Raw genomic sequence first — 16,415 nt, forward strand, 5'->3', positions numbered from 1 at the left:
GGCGACGGGTCACGGTACGGTGAGCCCGTGAACCGTCAGCGCGCCGTGGGCACCCCGGCGGTCGGTCGGGACGCCGTCCTCGACCAGGCCCGGCGGGCGCTCGGCCCGTCGGCGTCGGTCCTCGTCCACGGTCCGGCCGGGATCGGCAAGACGGCCGTGTGGCGGGCGCTGGTGGCCGAGGCCGAGCGGGCCGGCTGGCTGGTGTTGAGCTGCGCGCCGACCGAACCGGAGGCCGGCCTGCCGTTCGCGGCGCTGGCCGATCTGCTGCGCCCGCTGACCGCCGAGGTGGCCGGCCTGCCGCGGCCACAGCGCGTGGCGGCCGAGGTCGTGCTGCTGTCGTCGGAATCGGACGAGACCGTCGACGACCGGGCGGTCGGTGCCGCCACCCGCACGCTGCTGGAGACCGCGGTGTCCCGCGCGGCCGACACCCCGGTGCTGGTCGCGGTGGACGACGCGCCCTGGCTGGACCCACCGAGCGAGCGGGCGCTGCGGTTCGCGCTGCGCCGGGTCGCGCCGCGGCTCGCCATGCTGGTCACCTGCCGGACGAACGGGTCGGAGCCGGTGACGGTCCCGCTGGGGCTCGACGAGGGGCCGGCCAGCGGCCGGCTGAGCCGGATCGAACTGGCCCCGCTGGGGGTGGGGGCGCTGCACCACATCCTGCGGGCGCAGCTGGGCACCACGCTGAGCCGGCCGCTGCTCGCCCGGGTTGCCCGCGACGCTGCCGGCAATCCGCTGATGGCGATCGAACTGGCGCGGGCGGTGCTGCGACTGCCGCAGCCGCCGTTGCCGGGCGAGGACCTCCCGGTCGCGTCGTCGATGCAGCAACTGCTCGCCGACGCGCTGGCGGCACTACCGACCGCCAGCCGGGACGCGGTACGGCTGGCGGCGTTGCTGACCGTGCCGGCCATCGGCGATCTCGCGGCCGCCGGTGTGCCGCCCGCGGTGCTGGAGCCCGCCGAGGAGGCCGGCCTGCTCGCCGTGACGCCGACGGGCGTCGAGTTCGCCCACCCCGTCCATGCCGCCGCGGTCCGGGCCGGCATCCCGCCCGGGGTACGCCGCCGGCTGCACCGCACCTTGGCCGATGCCGTCTCCGACCCCGACGAACGCGCGCGCCACCTCGCACGGTGCGCGGTCGAGGCCGATGCGGTGATCGCCGGTGAGCTGGCCGACGCGGCCGAGCGGCAGCGGTCGCGGGGCGCCCCGGACTTCGCCGCCGGGCTCTACGAACGGGCCGCCGACCTCACTCCGCCGGCGGACGTCGCTGACCGCGGCCGGCGCCGGCTGGCGGCGGCCCGCTGCCGGTACGACAGCGGGGACTACGCGGCCGCCGGCGCGGCGGCCGACACCGTGGCGACCGAGACGACCGGAGACCTGCGGGCGGAAGCGCTCCTGCTGCGCGCGGTGGTGGCCTGGAGCGCCGACGATCTCGGCACCGCCGGGCCAGCCGCGGCGCGCGGGCTGGCCGCGGCCCGCGCCGACACGCCCCTGGCCGGACGCATCCACGCCCACCTGGCGCTGTTCCACGACTCCCCGGAGCAGGCCCGGCAGCACGCCGAGGCCGCCCGGGTCCTGCTCGCCGACAGCACCGGCGACCGCGCGCTGCTGTCCGCCGCACTGCTGCTGCTGTTCCTGCACGAGGTACGCGCGGGCCTGCCGGTCCGGACCGAACTGCTGGACCGGGCGCTGGCGCTCGAGGGCGACGTACCGCTGTGGCTGGCCGGCACGGTGCCCGCGGTCTGGTGGAAGGCGATCGACGAGCACGACCGGGCGCGGGCCAGACTGTGCCGGATGTTGGACCACGCGACGATCCGCGGTGACGAGCCGTCGCAGCACGAACTGCTCAGCCACCTCGGCGAGACCGAACTGCTCGCCGGCCGGTGGTCCGACGCCGAGGTGCACATCACCGCGGCCCGCGAACTCGGCGAGCAGCTCGGCACGGGCCTGGTCGGCGAGACCTGGATGGCCGGGCTGCTCGACGCGTACCGGGGAAGGCTCACCGGGGCGGGACTGGTGGCCGAGGCCGGCCTGAAGCGCGCGAACGAGTCCGGGGACGTCTGGTCCCAGCGGCTCCACCTGCAGCTCGCCGGATTCGTCGCGCTGTCCGCGGGCCGGATGCGCGACGCCGCGGCCAGCTATGGCCAGCTCGTCCGGACCCTGGACGACGCGGGCATCGTCATCCCACTGGGGCTGCGCGTCGAGCCCGACTGGATCGAGGCGTGCGTCGGCGCCGGCGACCTCGACACGGCTGGAGCGGCGATGGAGCTGCTGGCCGACCGGCATGCGCGGCTGCCGCGGCCGTGGACCACGCTGGGCCTGGCCCGCAGCCGCGTGCTGCTGGACGGCGCGCGGGGCGTCGACCCGTCGCCCGCGCTGGCGGAGCTGGCCGCGGCCCGGGCGGCGGTACCCGAGGACGTCCTGCCCTTCGATCGCGCCCGCTGCCTGCTGGTGGCCGGGCTGGCACATCGCCGTGCCAGGCGCAAGCGCCAGGCGCGCGAGGCGCTCAGCGCCGCCGCCGCCGAGTTCGCCGCGATGGGCGCGGTGGCCTTCGCCGAGCGGGCTCGCACGGAGCTGACCCGGATCGGCGGCCGTCCACCGGCGCCGACGGACCTGACCGCCACCGAGGAGCGGGTCGCGCGGCTCGCGGCGCAGGGTCGCACCAACCAGGCGATCGCCGATGCGCTGTTCATCAGCCCGAAGACCGTCGAGGCCAACCTGGCGCGGGTCTACCGGAAGCTGGGCATCTCCCGCCGTGCCGAACTCGGGACGGCGATGGCCCCGCTGCCCCCGGCCGGCCGGTAGGCGGCGGCCGCCTTTCCCCCGGCCGATCGGCGGCGGGCACCCCTCCCCCGGCCAATGGATAGGGAAACGCCTGATTCCTCGGCGGCGGCTCGGCCATAGCGTCGTCGTATGCCGCACCACCTGTTCGCGCTGGAGAGTTACGACCGCTCGGGAACCGGGGCCGTCCCCGGCCCGGTGCCACCGCTCACCACGGCGGACACCCGACTGGTCGTCGTGGTCCACCTGCCCGCCGACGACGTGGTGCTCGCCCTGGTCGAAGGGCCCGACGCGGAGACCGTCGCCGCCGCTGCCGCCACCGCGGGCTGGCGCGTGGACCGCCTCAGCCCGGCGAACTGGATCCGGCCGCAGGGCTCACCACCGGTGAGCCGGGGCCGGTGCTGAGCGGCCCGCGGCGCAACCGACCCGGGGTCCACCCCACGCAGCGAAGAACACCCGAAGCGGCGCACAACGCCCGAAGCGTAGGAGAAGAAGCAATGCGACGTCTGATCGCACCTGTTCTGGGATTGATCCTGCTCGTACCGGCGGGTTGCGCCGGACAGACGGCCGGGTCGGGGTCCGGCTCGGCCTCCGACGACGGGGGCGACGCCGTGCCCGCCGTCACGGGAAACGTCACCAGGCCGGCATGTCCCCTCACCGCGGCACAGGTCGCCGAGATCGTCGGACGCGAGCTGCCGGACACGGGGAACTGCTCGTTCAACAACGGCGTCGCCATGGTCACGATCGTCACGGCCTCGGAGTTCGCCGGTAAGACGACCTTCGACGGCCAGCGCACCTACGCGGAGCAGACGTACCGCCAGGTCAAGAAGCTCGACAAGGGCGACATGGCGTACTTCGCCGTGAAGGACACCGGGGCCGAGGCCGCGGTCGTGACCAAGGCCGGCAGCTACACGGTGAACCTGAGCAGCTTCATCGGCTTCGACGCCACGACGTACGAACAGACCATGCGCAAACTCCTCGACACGATCGTGCCCTGACGACCGTAGCCCGCCTGCCCGGACGACAAGGAGATCTACTGTGATGCGACGAATCGGTGCGCGCCCGGCGGTGTGGGGGCTGACCCTGCTCGCGGTCACCGTGCTGCCGGGGTGCGGTCGATCCGCTCCGCAGCCGCCGGCCGCCGCCGGGCCGGCAGCCGGCACGGCCACCCTGGACCCGGCGAACGCGGAGGTCACCACCGCGCCGAGCCGGGCGCGCGTGGATCCCTGCGCGCTCGTGACCAGACCGGAGGCCGAGAAGCTGGCCGGCACGCCGCTCGACGACGCGAAGCCGGTGCGGGAGACGTGCACCTACACCGGGCCGGTGTCCGGGCCGACGGCGCAGGTGGAGGTGTTCGTCGGGGATGGCGCGAAGAAGTTCCTCGACATCGACCGCGACCTGGGGCACGATCTGAGACCCCTGTCCGGCGTCGGTGACGAGGCCTACGCCGAGGACGGAACGGTCTTCGTCAACAAGTCCGGTCTGTGGGTCTCGATCCGGCTCACCCGGCTCAACGACCCGGCGGAGAACCGGAAGCCGCTGGAGGAACTGGCCCGTACCGTAGCCGCCCGGATCTGAGCCGGATCCCCGTTCGTGAGGTGAGCCCCCGTGCCTCCCCGGATACTGACCCGCCAGGCCCTACCGGCCGTCGCGACCCTCGTCGCCGTACTGCTCACGGCGACCGCGTGCGGCGGCCCCGCGCCCGGTCGCGCGGATGCCGGCCGTGCGACCGGTGTCGGCGCCGACCTGCGGTACGGGCCGGCGCCGACACCGAACCCGGCGGTCACGTACCAACCGGACGTGGTGATCGTGGGTGGGGGCGGCGCGTCCGTACGGTCGGTGACCGACGACGGGCTGATCTGGCGCCTCGACCCGCGCGCCGGCCGCGCCGACCAGCTGGCGGTCGGCAAGATCATGTTCGTCACCGGGCGCGGCGTCGGGCGGGTACTGGACGTCCGTCGCGACGGCGGCGACCTGGCGGTGACGATCGGGCCGGTGGACATCACGGAGGTGATCAAGGACGGTACGTTCGCCGCCGACCGGCCCATCGCGCTCGACGACATGACGGCGTACCACGCCGGCGAGCCGCGCTGGGCGGACACCGAGGGGCCGCCCCCGGACGCGCAGGGACAGGTGGTACCCGGGGCACTGTCGACCGACGGCCAGATCGTCCTGCCGCGACTGCGTCTCGGCCCGACGACCGGACAGGCGGACCAGCACGCGGACCAGCCGGCCGACCAGCCCGCGGCCCGGCTGGCGCAGTGGCCGCTCCGGGCCGGCGGGCAGGAAGCCGCGAAGGCCGGCGGGTTCAACCTGACGGCGATCTGCTGCTCCGGCGGGGTCGGTGCGCACTTCACCTACGACAGCAACGGCGTCCGCCTGGTCGGCACGGTCACGCTGGTGATGAACAAGCCGTCGGCCAAGTTCCACCTGGGAATCCGGGGTGGCTCGGTCACCCAGGCCGAACTCCAGGTCAGCGGCGGCGCCGGGCTCAAGGTGGACGTCGAGGGGGCCACCAGGGTCGGCGGTGACTACAACGTCAACAAGCGGCTCGCGATCCCGATCGACTTCAGCGTCCCCATCGGACAGGTGCTGGGCGTGCCCTTCTCGGTCACCGTGAACCAGTGGCTGATCGTGAAGACGGCGTTCAGCGCGAAGGACGGACATCTCAAGGCCGCCGGCGAGTACTCCTTCACCGGGGCGCTCGGCTTCGGCTACGCCGACGGCTCGTTCGGCGCCCGCGTGCCGCAGGGCTTCCAGGTCCGCAACAGCCTCACCAACTCGATCGACGGCGTGTCCATCGGCGTCAACGGCATGATCGTCGCGTACCAGGCGAGGTTCTACGTCGGGATCGGCGCGTTCGGGTTCACCGCCGGTCTCTACTTCGGACTGACCGCGTCCGTCGGCGTGACCCGCGGTTCGAGCGCCGGCCTCATCGTCTGCCGGGGCGCGAGCCTGGACATCCTGGCCAACTACGGTGTCGGGTACACCATCCCGGCCCCGGTCGCCGACGTGATCAACTTTTTCCTCAAGACGTTCAAGACCGCTCCGGTCAAGAACTCCGGAGGTATCGGCGCTACGACGAAAGTCCTGCACCGACAGGAGGTTGTCCCGGACGTCCCCCTGTGTAAGGCGTAGGACGCCGCACCGGACCGGAACGGCCCCCGACGGACGTACCCGCACCGGACCGGAACGGCCCCCGACGGACGTACCCGCACCGGACCGGAACGGCCCCCGACGGACGTGCCGGAACCGGTGGCCGGAGCGATGATGGAGCCGGTGACCCGTCGCCCCTCAACCGCACGGTGCGTGGCCCGGCTGCCGGCCCGGCCCGGCAGCCGGCGGGCACCCACGATCCGGCGCGGCCTCGGGACAGCGCTCTCGGCCCTGCCGGCCGCCGGTACGCTGCTGCTGCTCGGGGTGCTGTGGACAGCCGCCCGGGCGGGCAGGTTCGACGGCGTGCCGCTGCTGGGGCCGGCCCTGGCACCGGCGGTCGAGGTGCTCGGCGTCCTCGCGCTGGCCGGCTCGTGGCTGTCCCGGCGGCGGCGCTGGCTGCGCCGGTACCTGCCCGCCGTGGTGCTGACGGCGACGGCGATGACCGGCGTCGCCGCGACCGCGCTGCGGCTGACCGGAATGGTCACCGACCCGTATCCGCCGAGCTTCGCCCTGTGGGCCGGTCTCGGCCTGGCCGCGCTGGTCGGCTTTCCCCTGGTGGTCACCGGGCCCGACCGCCGCCGGCGATGGGCGGCCGGCGCGGCGGTACCCCTCACCCTCGCCGGGGCCCTGCTGCTGGTCAACGACGAGTACGGCGTGTGGCCGACCGTCGGCGACCTGCTCGGGCACACCCGGGTGCGCGGCGCCTCCGCGCTTCACCTACCGCCCGGCTCGGTGCGGTCCGACAGCGGCGTCCTCGTCGCGCTGGACCCTCCGGCCACCAGGTCGCGCTTCGCCCACCGGCGGGGCAGCGTGTATCTGCCACCGGCGTACTTCACGCCGGCCCGCACGAAGCTGCCGGTGGTCGTCATGCTGGCCGGCGCGCCCGGCGCGCCCGTCCAGTGGCCGACCTCGGGCCGGGCGATCGCGAGCGCGGACGCGTACGCGGCCGGGCACCACGGACGGGCACCGGTCCTGCTGTTCGTGGACCAGAACGGCTCCGCGACCGGCGACACCGAGTGCGTCGACGGCCCGCGGGGCGACGCGGAGACCTACCTGACCGTGGACGTACCGGCGTTCGTGACCAGGACGCTGCGGATACCGAGGTTTCCCGGCAGGTGGGCGGTGGCCGGATTCTCCGCGGGCGGCACCTGTGCGCTCGACCTCGCGCTGGCACACCCCGACACGTTCCGGACCTTCGTCGACCTCGCCGGAGACCCGCGCCCCAACCTGGGCGACGCCGCACACACCAGGCGGGTGCTGTTCGGCGGGTCGCGGCACGCCATGACCGACCACGACCCGGTACGGCTGCTGCGCACGCGCCACGGCAGAGGCCTGACCGGCTGGTTCGCCTCCGGGGCCGACGACGGAGTCCGGCTGGCGGTGTCGAAGCGGCTCGCCGCGACCGCCGCGCGCAACGGCGTACGGGTGCACGCGTTCACCGGCGTGGCCGGGCACAACTGGCAGTTCGCCAGCGACGCCTTCGCACGGCTGCTTCCCCCGCTCTGCGCCGACCTCGGACTGCGCTGACCCGCCGCCGGAGGTATGGGTGCCCCGGTTTCGGGGTAGGTCGCCGGCTTCCGGGTGGACAGGACGCACGGGATCGCCCGCGCGGTACCGCCCGGCGGATTCGTGGACGAGCAGGTGACCTCCGACCTTCGTTGCGAGGACTCGGATGAACACGCAGGTCACCCGGCCGCAGGTCGGGATCACGCCGAACATGTTCGGGATCGCGTACGGGCTGGCCGGGCTGGCCACCTGCTGGGGGTACGCCGCCCTCTTGGGGCTGGCGCCCGCGCTCGTGGCCGACGCCCTGTTCCTCGTGACCGCCGTGGTCTGGCTGGTACTCGTGGTCGGCTACCTCTCGCAGGTACCGCGCCGGCCCGGCGGCTGGCGCGCCGACCTGGCCGATCCGGTGTCGGGACCGTTCGTGTCGCTGATCCCGATCGTCGGCATGCTCCTGGCGATCGGCCTGATGCCGCACTCCCCCGCCGCCGGCAGGTGGCTGTTCGCGGTGTTCGCCGCCGCCACCACGGTCCTGGCCGGATGGCTGGCCGGCCAGTGGTTCGTCGCGGACCTCGACGTGGACCGGCTGCACTCCGGGTACGTCCTGCCCGCCGTCGCCGGGGGCCTCATCGCCTCCATCGGCGCCGCGCTCGCCGGCTGGACGGGCGTCGCGCACGCGTTCATGGGTTTGGGCGTGGTGTCCTGGCTGCTCATCGGCTCGGTCATCATGGCCCGGCTGATGTTCCGCCCCCGGCTGCCCGCGCCGCTGACGCCCACCCTGGCCATCGAGGTCGCGCCACCCGCCCTCGCCGGCCTCGCCTACCTTGCCATCACCCACGGACGGGTCGACGCCGTCGCGCTGGCGCTCGGCGGCTTCACCGTCCTCACCGCGATCGCCCAGGTCCGGTTCATCCCCGTGTACCGTCGGCTGGCCTTCGGCCCGCCGTTCTGGTCGTTCGCCTTCCCCTACGCCGCCGTCGCCACCTTCGCGCTGCACTGGATCAACTACGGCAGGCCCGTCGGGTACAAGGTCTTGGCCTGGGTCGTCCTCCTCGCGATCACGGCCTTCATCGCCGCCCTCGCCGTCGAGACCACCGCGGCCCTCGCCCGCCGCAGGTTCCTCCCGCAGCTCCAGTGACCGCGGGCCGGGTCAGCCCCAGATCTCCTCGGCGGTCTCCACGATCAGCCGGAGCTTGGCCACCTGCTCGTCGTAGGTCAGGTCGTTACCCTCCAGGGTCGACGCGAAGCCGCACTGCGGTGACAGGCACAGCTGGTCGAGCGGCACGTACCGGCTGGCCTCGTCGACGCGGCGCTTGAGGGTGTCCTTGTCCTCCAGCGCGCCGCGCTTCGTCGTCACCAGGCCGAGAACCACCGTCTTGCCGGGCGGCACGAACCGCAGCGCCTCGAAACCGCCGGAGCGCGCGTCGTCGTACTCCAGGAAGAACCCGTCGACGTCGAGCCGGGTGAACAGGGCCTCGGCGACGAAGTCGTACCCGCCTTCCGCGGCCCAGGACGACCGGAAGTTCCCCCGACACATGTGCGTGGTGACGGTCATGCCGTCCGGGCGCCCGGCGAGCGCGGCATTGATCTGGCTGATATAGCGCTCGTGCTGGTGCTCGGCGTCCTCACCGCGGGCGGCGAGCTGCGCCCGTTGACGGGGGTCGTTGAGGTACGCCAGGCTCGTGTCGTCGAACTGCAGGTAGGTGCAGCCGAGTTCGCCCAGCCGTCGCACCTGCTCGCGGTACGCCGCGCTGAGGTCGGCCCAGAACAGCTCCAGGTCCGGGTAGACGCCCGCGTCGATCGCCGCCCGACCACCCCGGTAGTGGACCATGCTCGGCGACGGGATCGTGAGCTTCGGCGTCGCGGTGGTCACGGTGTCCCGGAGGAACCGGAACGCGTCGGCGAAGATCGTCTCGGTCAGGGCGATCCGGTCGTGGACACGCAGCGCCGGGGTCGCGAAGTCCAGCTCACCGGCCTCGTTGTAGAAGTGCACGAGCAGCTTCTCGTCGACCGTGTCGATGCCGCCGAGCTGGTAGATGAAGTCCATGTGCCACGAGGCGCGCCGGAACTCCCCGTCCGTGGCCGACCGCAACCCCACCTCCTCCTGCATGCGCACGAGGTCACGGATGGCCGCGTCCTCGATCTCGCGCAGCTCGTCCGTGGTGAGGTCGCCCTTGTCGTGGTCCGCCCGGGCCTCGCGCAGATGCCGCGGGCGCAGCAGGCTACCCACGTGGTCGGCGCGGAACGGCGGACGGGTGCGCAGACTCATGTCACCTCCATTCGGCGGCCCGGTCGGTGTCCCGGCGCCGGGCCGCGCGATCCATCGTGGAACGTCGAGCGCCGGACGGGCAACAGCCCCGGCCGCATCGACTGCCACGCGGGCAACGGGCCGTCCGCCGCGGTCAGTCACCGGTCGGCAGGCCCGGGACGCGCAGCCAGACCGAGGTATCGGTGGGCAACCGGTCACCGTCGAGCGGTCCACTGGCCAGCACGACGGCCCGGTGTTCCGGCAGCCGTACCGGCGCGGCGGACAGGTTCACCACGCAGGCGACGTCGTCGCCGCGGATGAACGCCAGCACCTCGCGGGGGGCGTCGAGCCAGCGCAGCGCACCGGCACCGGGGCCGGAGAGCTGCCGGCGCAGCCGCAGCGCCGCCCGGTACAGCTCCAGCATCGAGCCCGGCGCGCCGTCCTGGGCCTGCACGGTGAGGTCACGCCAGGCGTCCGGCTGGGGCAGCCAGGGCCGGCCGGTGGCGCCGTGCGGGCTGAACCCGAACGGCGGCTGCTGGCCCGACCACGGCAGCGGCACCCGGCACCCGTCGCGGCCGGGATCGGCACCCCCGGTACGGCTGAAGATCGGGTCCTGGCGCAGCGCGTCGGGAAGGTCCTCGACCTCCCACAGGCCCAGCTCCTCCCCCTGGTAGAGGTAGACCGACCCGGGCAGGGCGAGGCTGAGCAGCGCGGCGGCCCGGGCCCGGCGGGTACCGAGGGCGAGGTCGCTCGGGCTGCCGTGGCGCAGCCGCCGGCCGGCGTGGTCGAAGGTGGTGTCCGTCCGGCCGTACCGGGTGACCGTGCGGGTCACGTCGTGGTTGGCCAGTACCCAGGTCGCCGGCGCGCCGACGGGCGCGTGCGTGGCCAGGGTCGCGTCAATGCACCGGCGGAGCGCCCCCGCCTCCCAGGCGCAGCCGAGGAAGTCGAAGTTGAACGCGGTGTGCAGCTCATCCGGGCTCAGATAGCGGGCGAACCGGACCGGGTCGGGTAGCCAGACCTCGCCGATCAGGGCACGCCGCCGCGGGTAGCCGTCGGCGACCGCACGCCACGCGCGGTAGATGTCGTGTACCTCGTCCCGGTCGTCGTACGGGTGCGGCGACGGCGGCGCCTCGGGGTCGAAGTCGGCCAGCCCCGGGTCCTTGGCCACGACGGACGCCGAGTCGATGCGGACCCCGTCCACCCCGCGGTCGAACCAGAACCGCAGGATGTCCTCGAACTCCTCGCGCACCTTCGGGTTGCCCCAGTTGAGGTCCGGCTGCTCGGGCGCGAACAGGTGCAGGTACCACTGGCCGTCCGGCAGCCGGGTCCACGCCGGCCCGCCGAAGATGGACCGCCAGTTGTTGGGCGGCAGGTCGCCGTCCGGGCCGCGCCCGTCGCGGATCCAGAACAGCTCCCGGGCCGCCGAACCGGGCGCGGCCGCGACCGCCTCGCGGAACCACGGGTGCCGGTCGGAGCAGTGGTTGGGCACGACGTCCACGATGATGCGCAGGTCCAGCGCGTGCGCCCGGGCGATCAGCTCCTCGGCCTGGCTCAACGTGCCGAACGCCGGGTCGATGTCGCGGTGGTCGGCGATGTCGTAGCCGGCGTCGGCCATCGGCGAGGGGTACCACGGGCTGAACCAGATCGCGTCCACCCCGAGCGCGCGCAGGTACGGCAGGCGGTCGGCGATCCCGGCCAGGTCACCGATGCCGTCGCCGTTACCGTCGGCGAAGCTTCTCGGGTACACCTGGTAGATCGCGGCGGTGCGCCACCACTCGTGGGACACGTGACTCCCTTTCCGGTTCGTGGGGAGATCCCGGACACTCGGGCGGCCGATAGTCCCCCTCAGTGTCCAGGATCGCGGGCAGGTCAGCCCTTCAGACTGCCGGCGGTGAGGCCCGACATGATGTTCCGCTGGAACAGCAGGAACAGGATGAGGGTCGGGATCGAGGCGATGGTGAGCCCGGCGACGATCTCGTTCAGCGCCACGTTGAGCGACAGCGAGTTGATGCCGATGTTGACCGGCTGCTTCGTCGGGTCGGGGAGGACCAGGAACGGCCAGAGGAAGTCCTTCCACACGTTCACGACGGCGAAGATGGACACGACCCCGAGGATCGGACGGGACATCGGCAGGACGATCCGCCACAGCGTCTGCAGCGGCGAGGCACCGTCGATCGACGCGGCCGCGAGCAACTCCTGCGGTATCGAGTCGAAGAACCGCTTGAGCAGGAAGATGTTGAAGGCGTTGGCGACGGTCGGCAGCCAGATCGCCCACGGCGTGTTGATCAGACTGATGTGGACGATCGGCAGGTCCACGACGGTCAGGTACTGCGGCACGATCAGCACCGCCGCCGGGATCATCAGCGTGGCCAGCATCAGCCCGAGGATCGCCCGGCCGAACACGGGACGCAGCCTGGACAGCGAGTAGGCGGCGGCCACGTCGAACACCAACTGGAAGGCCAGCGCCCCGAACGCGTAGTACGCACTGTTGAGCAGCAGGCGGCCCAGGTGGAGATGGCGCCAGGCCGCGGCGTACGTCCCGGGGTCCGGGTCCTGCGGGAACAGGGTCGGCGGGTTGGAGATGACCTCGTGCGTCGACTTGAAGCCGGCGGTCACCATCCAGTAGAGCGGGCCGAGGAAGACCAGCGTGAACACGACGATCACGCTCGCGAGGACGGCCCAGTACACGGCCCGCCCCCGCGGGCGGCCCAGCTGCGCCGGTGAGATGAGGGTACGGGTTCCGGAGTCAAACACGGACATCGCTGGCCTCCTATTCGCCGTCGCGGGACAGCCGCAGGTAGAGCGCGGAGAATCCGGCGAGCACGAGCAGCATGACCACACCGAGCGCGGCCGCGCCGCCGAAGTTGTTGAAGTTGAACGCGTAGTTGTAGATGAGGTAGACCACCGTGGTGGTCGACCCCTTCGGTCCGTCGCCGCCGGTGAGCAGGAACGGCTCGGTGAACACCTGCATGGTGGCGATGATCTGCAACAACAGCATCAGCGACAGGATCAGCCGGGTCTGCGGGACGGTCACGTGCCAGATGCGGCGCAGCAGCCCGGCGCCGTCCAGTTCCGCCGCCTCGTAGAGCTCGCCCGGGATGTTCTGCAGGGCGGCCAGGTAGATGAGCACCGCACTGCCCATGTTCATCCAGGTCGCGGCGATCACGACCGACGGCATCGCGGTGGTCGCCGAGTTCAGCCACTGCGACGCGGGCAGGCCCACGGTGCGCAGGATCGCGTTGAACAGCCCGAAGTCGGGATTGAAGAAGTACTTGAACAGCAGCACCGAGGCGACCGGCGGCAGCATCACCGGCAGGTAGACCAGGATCCGCAGGTAGCCCTGCGCGTGGCGCAACTCGTTGAGTCCAATCGCGACGAAGAACGGCAACGCGAACCCGAACAGCAGCGCCAGCACGGTGAACTCCAGGGTGTTGACCCACGCGTGCCAGAACGCGGGGTCGTGCGACACCTGGACGAAGTTGCGCCAGCCGACCCAGCTCGTCTGCCCCCGCCTGGTGCGCTGGAAGGCCATGACGACCTCGCGCACCATGGGGTACCAGGAGAAGAGCGCGAAGCAGAGCACCGCGCCGAGGAGGAACGCGTGCGCGGTCACGTTGTCCCGGACCCGCCGGCCGGCCCGGCCGCCGCCCCGTGGCCGCCGCGCCGGAGAGCGGTGCTTCGTGGTACGGGGCACGAGTGTGGTGGTCGCCATCGGGGTTCTCCTGTCGCACCAGGACTGGACAAGGTGGTGCGATGGGGTGCGGCGCGGACGCACCGCACCCCATCGCGTCACGAGTTGGCGAGAACCTGGTTGACCTGTGTCTCCGCGGTCTTCAGCAGCTCGTCGACGTTGGCGTTCCGGTCGGTGAGCACCGCCGACACCGCCGTGTCCAGCACCTTGTAGATCTCCTGGGCGTGCGGCGGCTCCACGAAGCCGGGGATCCGGGTGCTCACGTACGCCGTGAAGTTGGCCACCGGGATGGTGGCGCTGGCGGCTTTGTCCCGGCTCTCCTTCTCCGCGCTCGCGCCGGTGAAGAAGAACGGCTCGGGCAGGCCGACCGGCAGGCCGTCCGCCTTGTTCCGGGCGTACGCGAACTGGCCCTGACCGGGGGTCAGGAACTTGAAGGTGAGCCACGCGATACCGGCCTTGATCTGGTCGGGCGTCAGGCCCTTCTTGAAGAAGTAGCCGTCGCCGCCGAGCAGCGCGCCCTTGCCGCCGGGCATCGGGCCCATGCCGTAGTCGGCGTAGTCGCCCTTCAGCGTCTCGACCATGTACGTGATGTCGTCGGGGGCGCCGACGTACATGCCTTCCTTGCCGGCGACCATGTTGGTCATCAGGTCCGGCCACTTGTAGCCCTGGGTGGCGCCCATCGTCTGGTCGACCCAGCGCATGGTGTAGAGGTTGCGCAGGACCTGCTTGCCGGTCGCGTCGTTGAACGCGGCCTTCTTCCCGTCGGCGGACACCATCGTGCCGCCGAGGCCGTACATCTCCGCGGTGAAGTGCCAACCGCCGGTGTTGGCCGCGCTGTACTCGCCGTACCCGTTGATCCCGGTGCCGAGCGCCGTGATCTTCCTGGCGGCCGCCGCGACCTCGTCCCAGGTGGTCGGCGGCTTGTCCGGGTCGAGACCGGCCTGACCGAACAGCTTGCGGCTGTAGATCAGGCCCATCTTGTAGTTGTTCCTCGGCAGGCCGTACAGCTTGCCGCCCTCGGAGAAGGTGTTCAGCACCGACGGGTCGATGTCACTGCGCGCCGGCACCGTCTCCGGGGTCACGTACCTGGTGATGTCGGTAGCCTGGCCGGCGTCGAGGACGGCGCCCAGGTCGGTGAAGTAGGAGTAGAAGAGATCGGACTGGGTGCCCGCCTTGAGCTGCGCGGCGTACGCGGCCGGCTGTTCACACGGGGACGCGTCCTTGCTCTTGATCGTGACGTTCGGATAGATCTTGTTGAACGCCGCGATGTCGTCCAGCCACTGCTTGCGCTGCGCCGGCTTGGTGGTCGGCGGCTGGCAGTCGATCGAGATGGTCACCTTGGCGTTCTTGTCCAGGAGCGGAGACCCGTCCGAGCCGCCGCCACCGCCGCTGTCGTCCGAAGAGCAGGCGGCGACGCCCGACAGACCGATCGCGGCGACCATCGCGACCGCGGCCAACCTGCGTAAGTCAGAGCTGTTCATCGATGGATCCCTCCCTGAGCGTGCGCTCAGCAACGATCGACGGTGCGGGGGCATGGCTGCGGGCGGTCGCGGTAGAACCTGACGTCACCCGACGCGATCTCACTCGGTGCGCGGTGCCGGCGAACCATGTCGCCGCGGCGAAGGTGGCTTCACGGTACCGATACCTACAGGAGACCGCAAGATTTCATCTATATCCCGCAAGGACACGACTCCGTTACAGCAAGATCGTTACGGCGGGTGGGGCGATCCACGGTGCACGGTCGACATGGGATCGAAGCCGATCGGTACCGCAGGGTGCGCACCCGACTGGAACCCGGCACGGCCGCGAAGAGACCGGCACGGCGGTAAGGAGACCGGCACGGCGACAAGGAGACCGGCACGGCCGCGAAAAGAGGCGTGCCCGCGCATCGCGCGGGCACGTCGTCGGTCGACGGGAGTGTCGGTCGGGCTATATCCGGTCCGCCGTGGCACGGACCTTCGCCGTACGGTCCGCCGTGGCACGGACCGTCGCCGTACGGTCCGCCGTGGCACGGACCGGGGCGGTCGAGGAACGCACCACCAGCTCGGGTTCGAACAGCATCTCCTCGCATACCACCGGGTTGCCGTCGATCTGGTTGATCAGCAGGGCGACCGCAGCGTGCCCCATCGCCTCGATCGGCTGGCGCACCGTCGACAACGGTGGATCGGTGCACATCATGAACGCCGAGTCGTCGTACCCGATCACGGAGACGTCGTCGGGCACCTCGAGCCCCAGCCGGCGTACGGCGCGCAGGGCACCCAGCGCCAGGATGTCGCTGGCACAGACGATGGCCGTGACGCCCCGCCGGACCAGCTGGGTCGCGGCCGCCCGGCCGCCCTCCATCGAGAACATGGTGTGCTGCACCAGCCCCGTGGTGTCCCCTACCGCGGCGGTGAAGGCGGCCAGCTTGCGCCGGGACGGCACGTGGTCCTCGGGACCCAGCACCAGGCCGATCCGCTCGTGCCCCAACGACGTCAGGTAGCTGTACGCCTGCTCGACGGCGTGCCCGTCGTCGGTGGCCACGCAGGCGAACCCGAGATCGTCGATGGCGGCGTTGACCAGGACCACCGGCAGGCCGCGCTCCCGCAGCCGCAGGTAGTGGTCGTGCCGCGCGCGGGCCTGGGCGAACAACCCGCCACAGAAGATGAGTCCGGACACGTGCCGGTCCAGCAGCATGTCGACGTAGTCGGCCTCGGAGACCCCGTCGATCGTGCGCGTACACAGCACCGGAGTGAATCCCCGCTTGGCCAGCGCGCCGGCGACGACCTCGGCGAAGGCCGGGAAGATCGGGTTCTGCAGCTCGGGCAGCACCAGCCCGACCAGGCGGGCGTGCTCGCCGCGCAGCTTGGAGGGGCGTTCGTACCCGAGCACGTCGAGCGCGGTGAGCACGGCGGTCCGCGTCGCTTCGGAGATGCCGGGCTTACCGTTGAGCACCCGGCTCACGGTCGCCTCGCTCACCCCGACGTACTTGGCAACTTCAGCGAGTCGTCGCGTCACGTACGCAAGCCTAATACATCTGAATGCAACTCTTGCACATGTTTG

Annotated in this window: 13 protein-coding genes; 7 read left to right on the top strand and 6 right to left on the bottom strand. The window is 72.0% G+C overall.

Annotation, left to right across the window (positions count from 1 at the left end; genetic code table 11):
• The first annotated feature begins 27 nt into the window (after window positions 1–27).
• From ACNTMW_RS02110 to ACNTMW_RS02140, 7 genes are all read left to right on the top strand, one after another.
• On the top strand, window positions 28–2,799 hold the full coding sequence (locus ACNTMW_RS02110) for a helix-turn-helix transcriptional regulator (protein ID WP_426631576.1): 2,772 nt from the start codon (window positions 28–30) through the stop codon (window positions 2,797–2,799).
• 108 nt (window positions 2,800–2,907) lie between these two features.
• On the top strand, window positions 2,908–3,180 hold the full coding sequence (locus ACNTMW_RS02115) for a hypothetical protein (protein ID WP_426631577.1): 273 nt from the start codon (window positions 2,908–2,910) through the stop codon (window positions 3,178–3,180).
• A gap of 92 nt (window positions 3,181–3,272) precedes the next feature.
• Window positions 3,273–3,773: a hypothetical protein gene (locus ACNTMW_RS02120; RefSeq protein WP_426631578.1), complete on the top strand. Its 501-nt coding sequence runs from the start codon at window positions 3,273–3,275 to the stop codon at window positions 3,771–3,773.
• Window positions 3,774–3,816: 43 nt separating this feature from the next.
• Window positions 3,817–4,353: a hypothetical protein gene (locus ACNTMW_RS02125; RefSeq protein WP_426631579.1), complete on the top strand. Its 537-nt coding sequence runs from the start codon at window positions 3,817–3,819 to the stop codon at window positions 4,351–4,353.
• Window positions 4,354–4,383: 30 nt separating this feature from the next.
• Window positions 4,384–5,913: a hypothetical protein gene (locus ACNTMW_RS02130; protein ID WP_426631580.1), complete on the top strand. Its 1,530-nt coding sequence runs from the start codon at window positions 4,384–4,386 to the stop codon at window positions 5,911–5,913.
• 141 nt (window positions 5,914–6,054) lie between these two features.
• Window positions 6,055–7,458 carry an alpha/beta hydrolase gene (locus tag ACNTMW_RS02135; protein ID WP_426631581.1) on the top strand — a complete coding sequence of 468 codons (1,404 nt, stop codon included), beginning with the start codon at window positions 6,055–6,057 and terminating at the stop codon, window positions 7,456–7,458.
• A gap of 145 nt (window positions 7,459–7,603) precedes the next feature.
• Window positions 7,604–8,572, top strand: coding sequence for an SLAC1 family transporter (locus ACNTMW_RS02140; RefSeq protein ID WP_426631582.1), 969 nt, complete (start codon window positions 7,604–7,606; stop codon window positions 8,570–8,572).
• A 12-nt stretch (window positions 8,573–8,584) separates the two neighbouring features.
• Here the strand turns inward: ACNTMW_RS02140 and ACNTMW_RS02145 are convergent, their stop codons facing one another.
• From ACNTMW_RS02145 to ACNTMW_RS02170, 6 genes are all read right to left on the bottom strand, one after another.
• Complete coding sequence (locus ACNTMW_RS02145; RefSeq protein WP_426631583.1) at window positions 8,585–9,703, bottom strand: 5-methyltetrahydropteroyltriglutamate--homocysteine S-methyltransferase; 1,119 nt, start codon at window positions 9,701–9,703, stop codon at window positions 8,585–8,587.
• A 133-nt stretch (window positions 9,704–9,836) separates the two neighbouring features.
• The gene (locus ACNTMW_RS02150; RefSeq protein ID WP_426631584.1) at window positions 9,837–11,468 is read right to left on the bottom strand and encodes a glycoside hydrolase family 13 protein; all 1,632 of its coding nucleotides are present in this window, start codon (window positions 11,466–11,468) and stop codon (window positions 9,837–9,839) included.
• 83 nt (window positions 11,469–11,551) lie between these two features.
• Window positions 11,552–12,442 (bottom strand): carbohydrate ABC transporter permease, encoded by an 891-nt coding sequence (locus ACNTMW_RS02155; protein WP_426631585.1) that lies wholly within the window; start codon window positions 12,440–12,442, stop codon window positions 11,552–11,554.
• Window positions 12,443–12,452: 10 nt separating this feature from the next.
• Window positions 12,453–13,394 (bottom strand): carbohydrate ABC transporter permease, encoded by a 942-nt coding sequence (locus ACNTMW_RS02160; protein WP_426631586.1) that lies wholly within the window; start codon window positions 13,392–13,394, stop codon window positions 12,453–12,455.
• Between the two features lie 77 nt (window positions 13,395–13,471).
• Complete coding sequence (locus ACNTMW_RS02165; protein ID WP_426631587.1) at window positions 13,472–14,854, bottom strand: ABC transporter substrate-binding protein; 1,383 nt, start codon at window positions 14,852–14,854, stop codon at window positions 13,472–13,474.
• 448 nt (window positions 14,855–15,302) lie between these two features.
• Window positions 15,303–16,370: a LacI family DNA-binding transcriptional regulator gene (locus ACNTMW_RS02170; protein WP_426631588.1), complete on the bottom strand. Its 1,068-nt coding sequence runs from the start codon at window positions 16,368–16,370 to the stop codon at window positions 15,303–15,305.
• Window positions 16,371–16,415: the final 45 nt, after the last annotated feature.

Origin of the sequence: Planosporangium spinosum (assembly GCF_049999945.1) — a bacterium.
Taxonomy (GTDB): Bacteria; Actinomycetota; Actinomycetes; order Mycobacteriales; family Micromonosporaceae; genus Planosporangium; species Planosporangium spinosum.

What these genes read in the sequence shown, in the direction of transcription:
- ACNTMW_RS02140 (WP_426631582.1), top strand. Translation starts at nt 7,604, where the DNA reads ATGAACACGCAGGTCACCCGGCCGCAGGTCGGGATCACGCCGAACATG.
- ACNTMW_RS02125 (WP_426631579.1), top strand. Translation starts at nt 3,817, where the DNA reads ATGCGACGAATCGGTGCGCGCCCGGCGGTGTGGGGGCTGACCCTGCTC.
- ACNTMW_RS02155 (WP_426631585.1), bottom strand. Translation starts at nt 12,442, where the DNA reads ATGTCCGTGTTTGACTCCGGAACCCGTACCCTCATCTCACCGGCGCAG.
- ACNTMW_RS02115 (WP_426631577.1), top strand. Translation starts at nt 2,908, where the DNA reads ATGCCGCACCACCTGTTCGCGCTGGAGAGTTACGACCGCTCGGGAACC.
- ACNTMW_RS02120 (WP_426631578.1), top strand. Translation starts at nt 3,273, where the DNA reads ATGCGACGTCTGATCGCACCTGTTCTGGGATTGATCCTGCTCGTACCG.
- ACNTMW_RS02145 (WP_426631583.1), bottom strand. Translation starts at nt 9,703, where the DNA reads ATGAGTCTGCGCACCCGTCCGCCGTTCCGCGCCGACCACGTGGGTAGC.
- ACNTMW_RS02165 (WP_426631587.1), bottom strand. Translation starts at nt 14,854, where the DNA reads ATGAACAGCTCTGACTTACGCAGGTTGGCCGCGGTCGCGATGGTCGCC.
- ACNTMW_RS02160 (WP_426631586.1), bottom strand. Translation starts at nt 13,394, where the DNA reads ATGGCGACCACCACACTCGTGCCCCGTACCACGAAGCACCGCTCTCCG.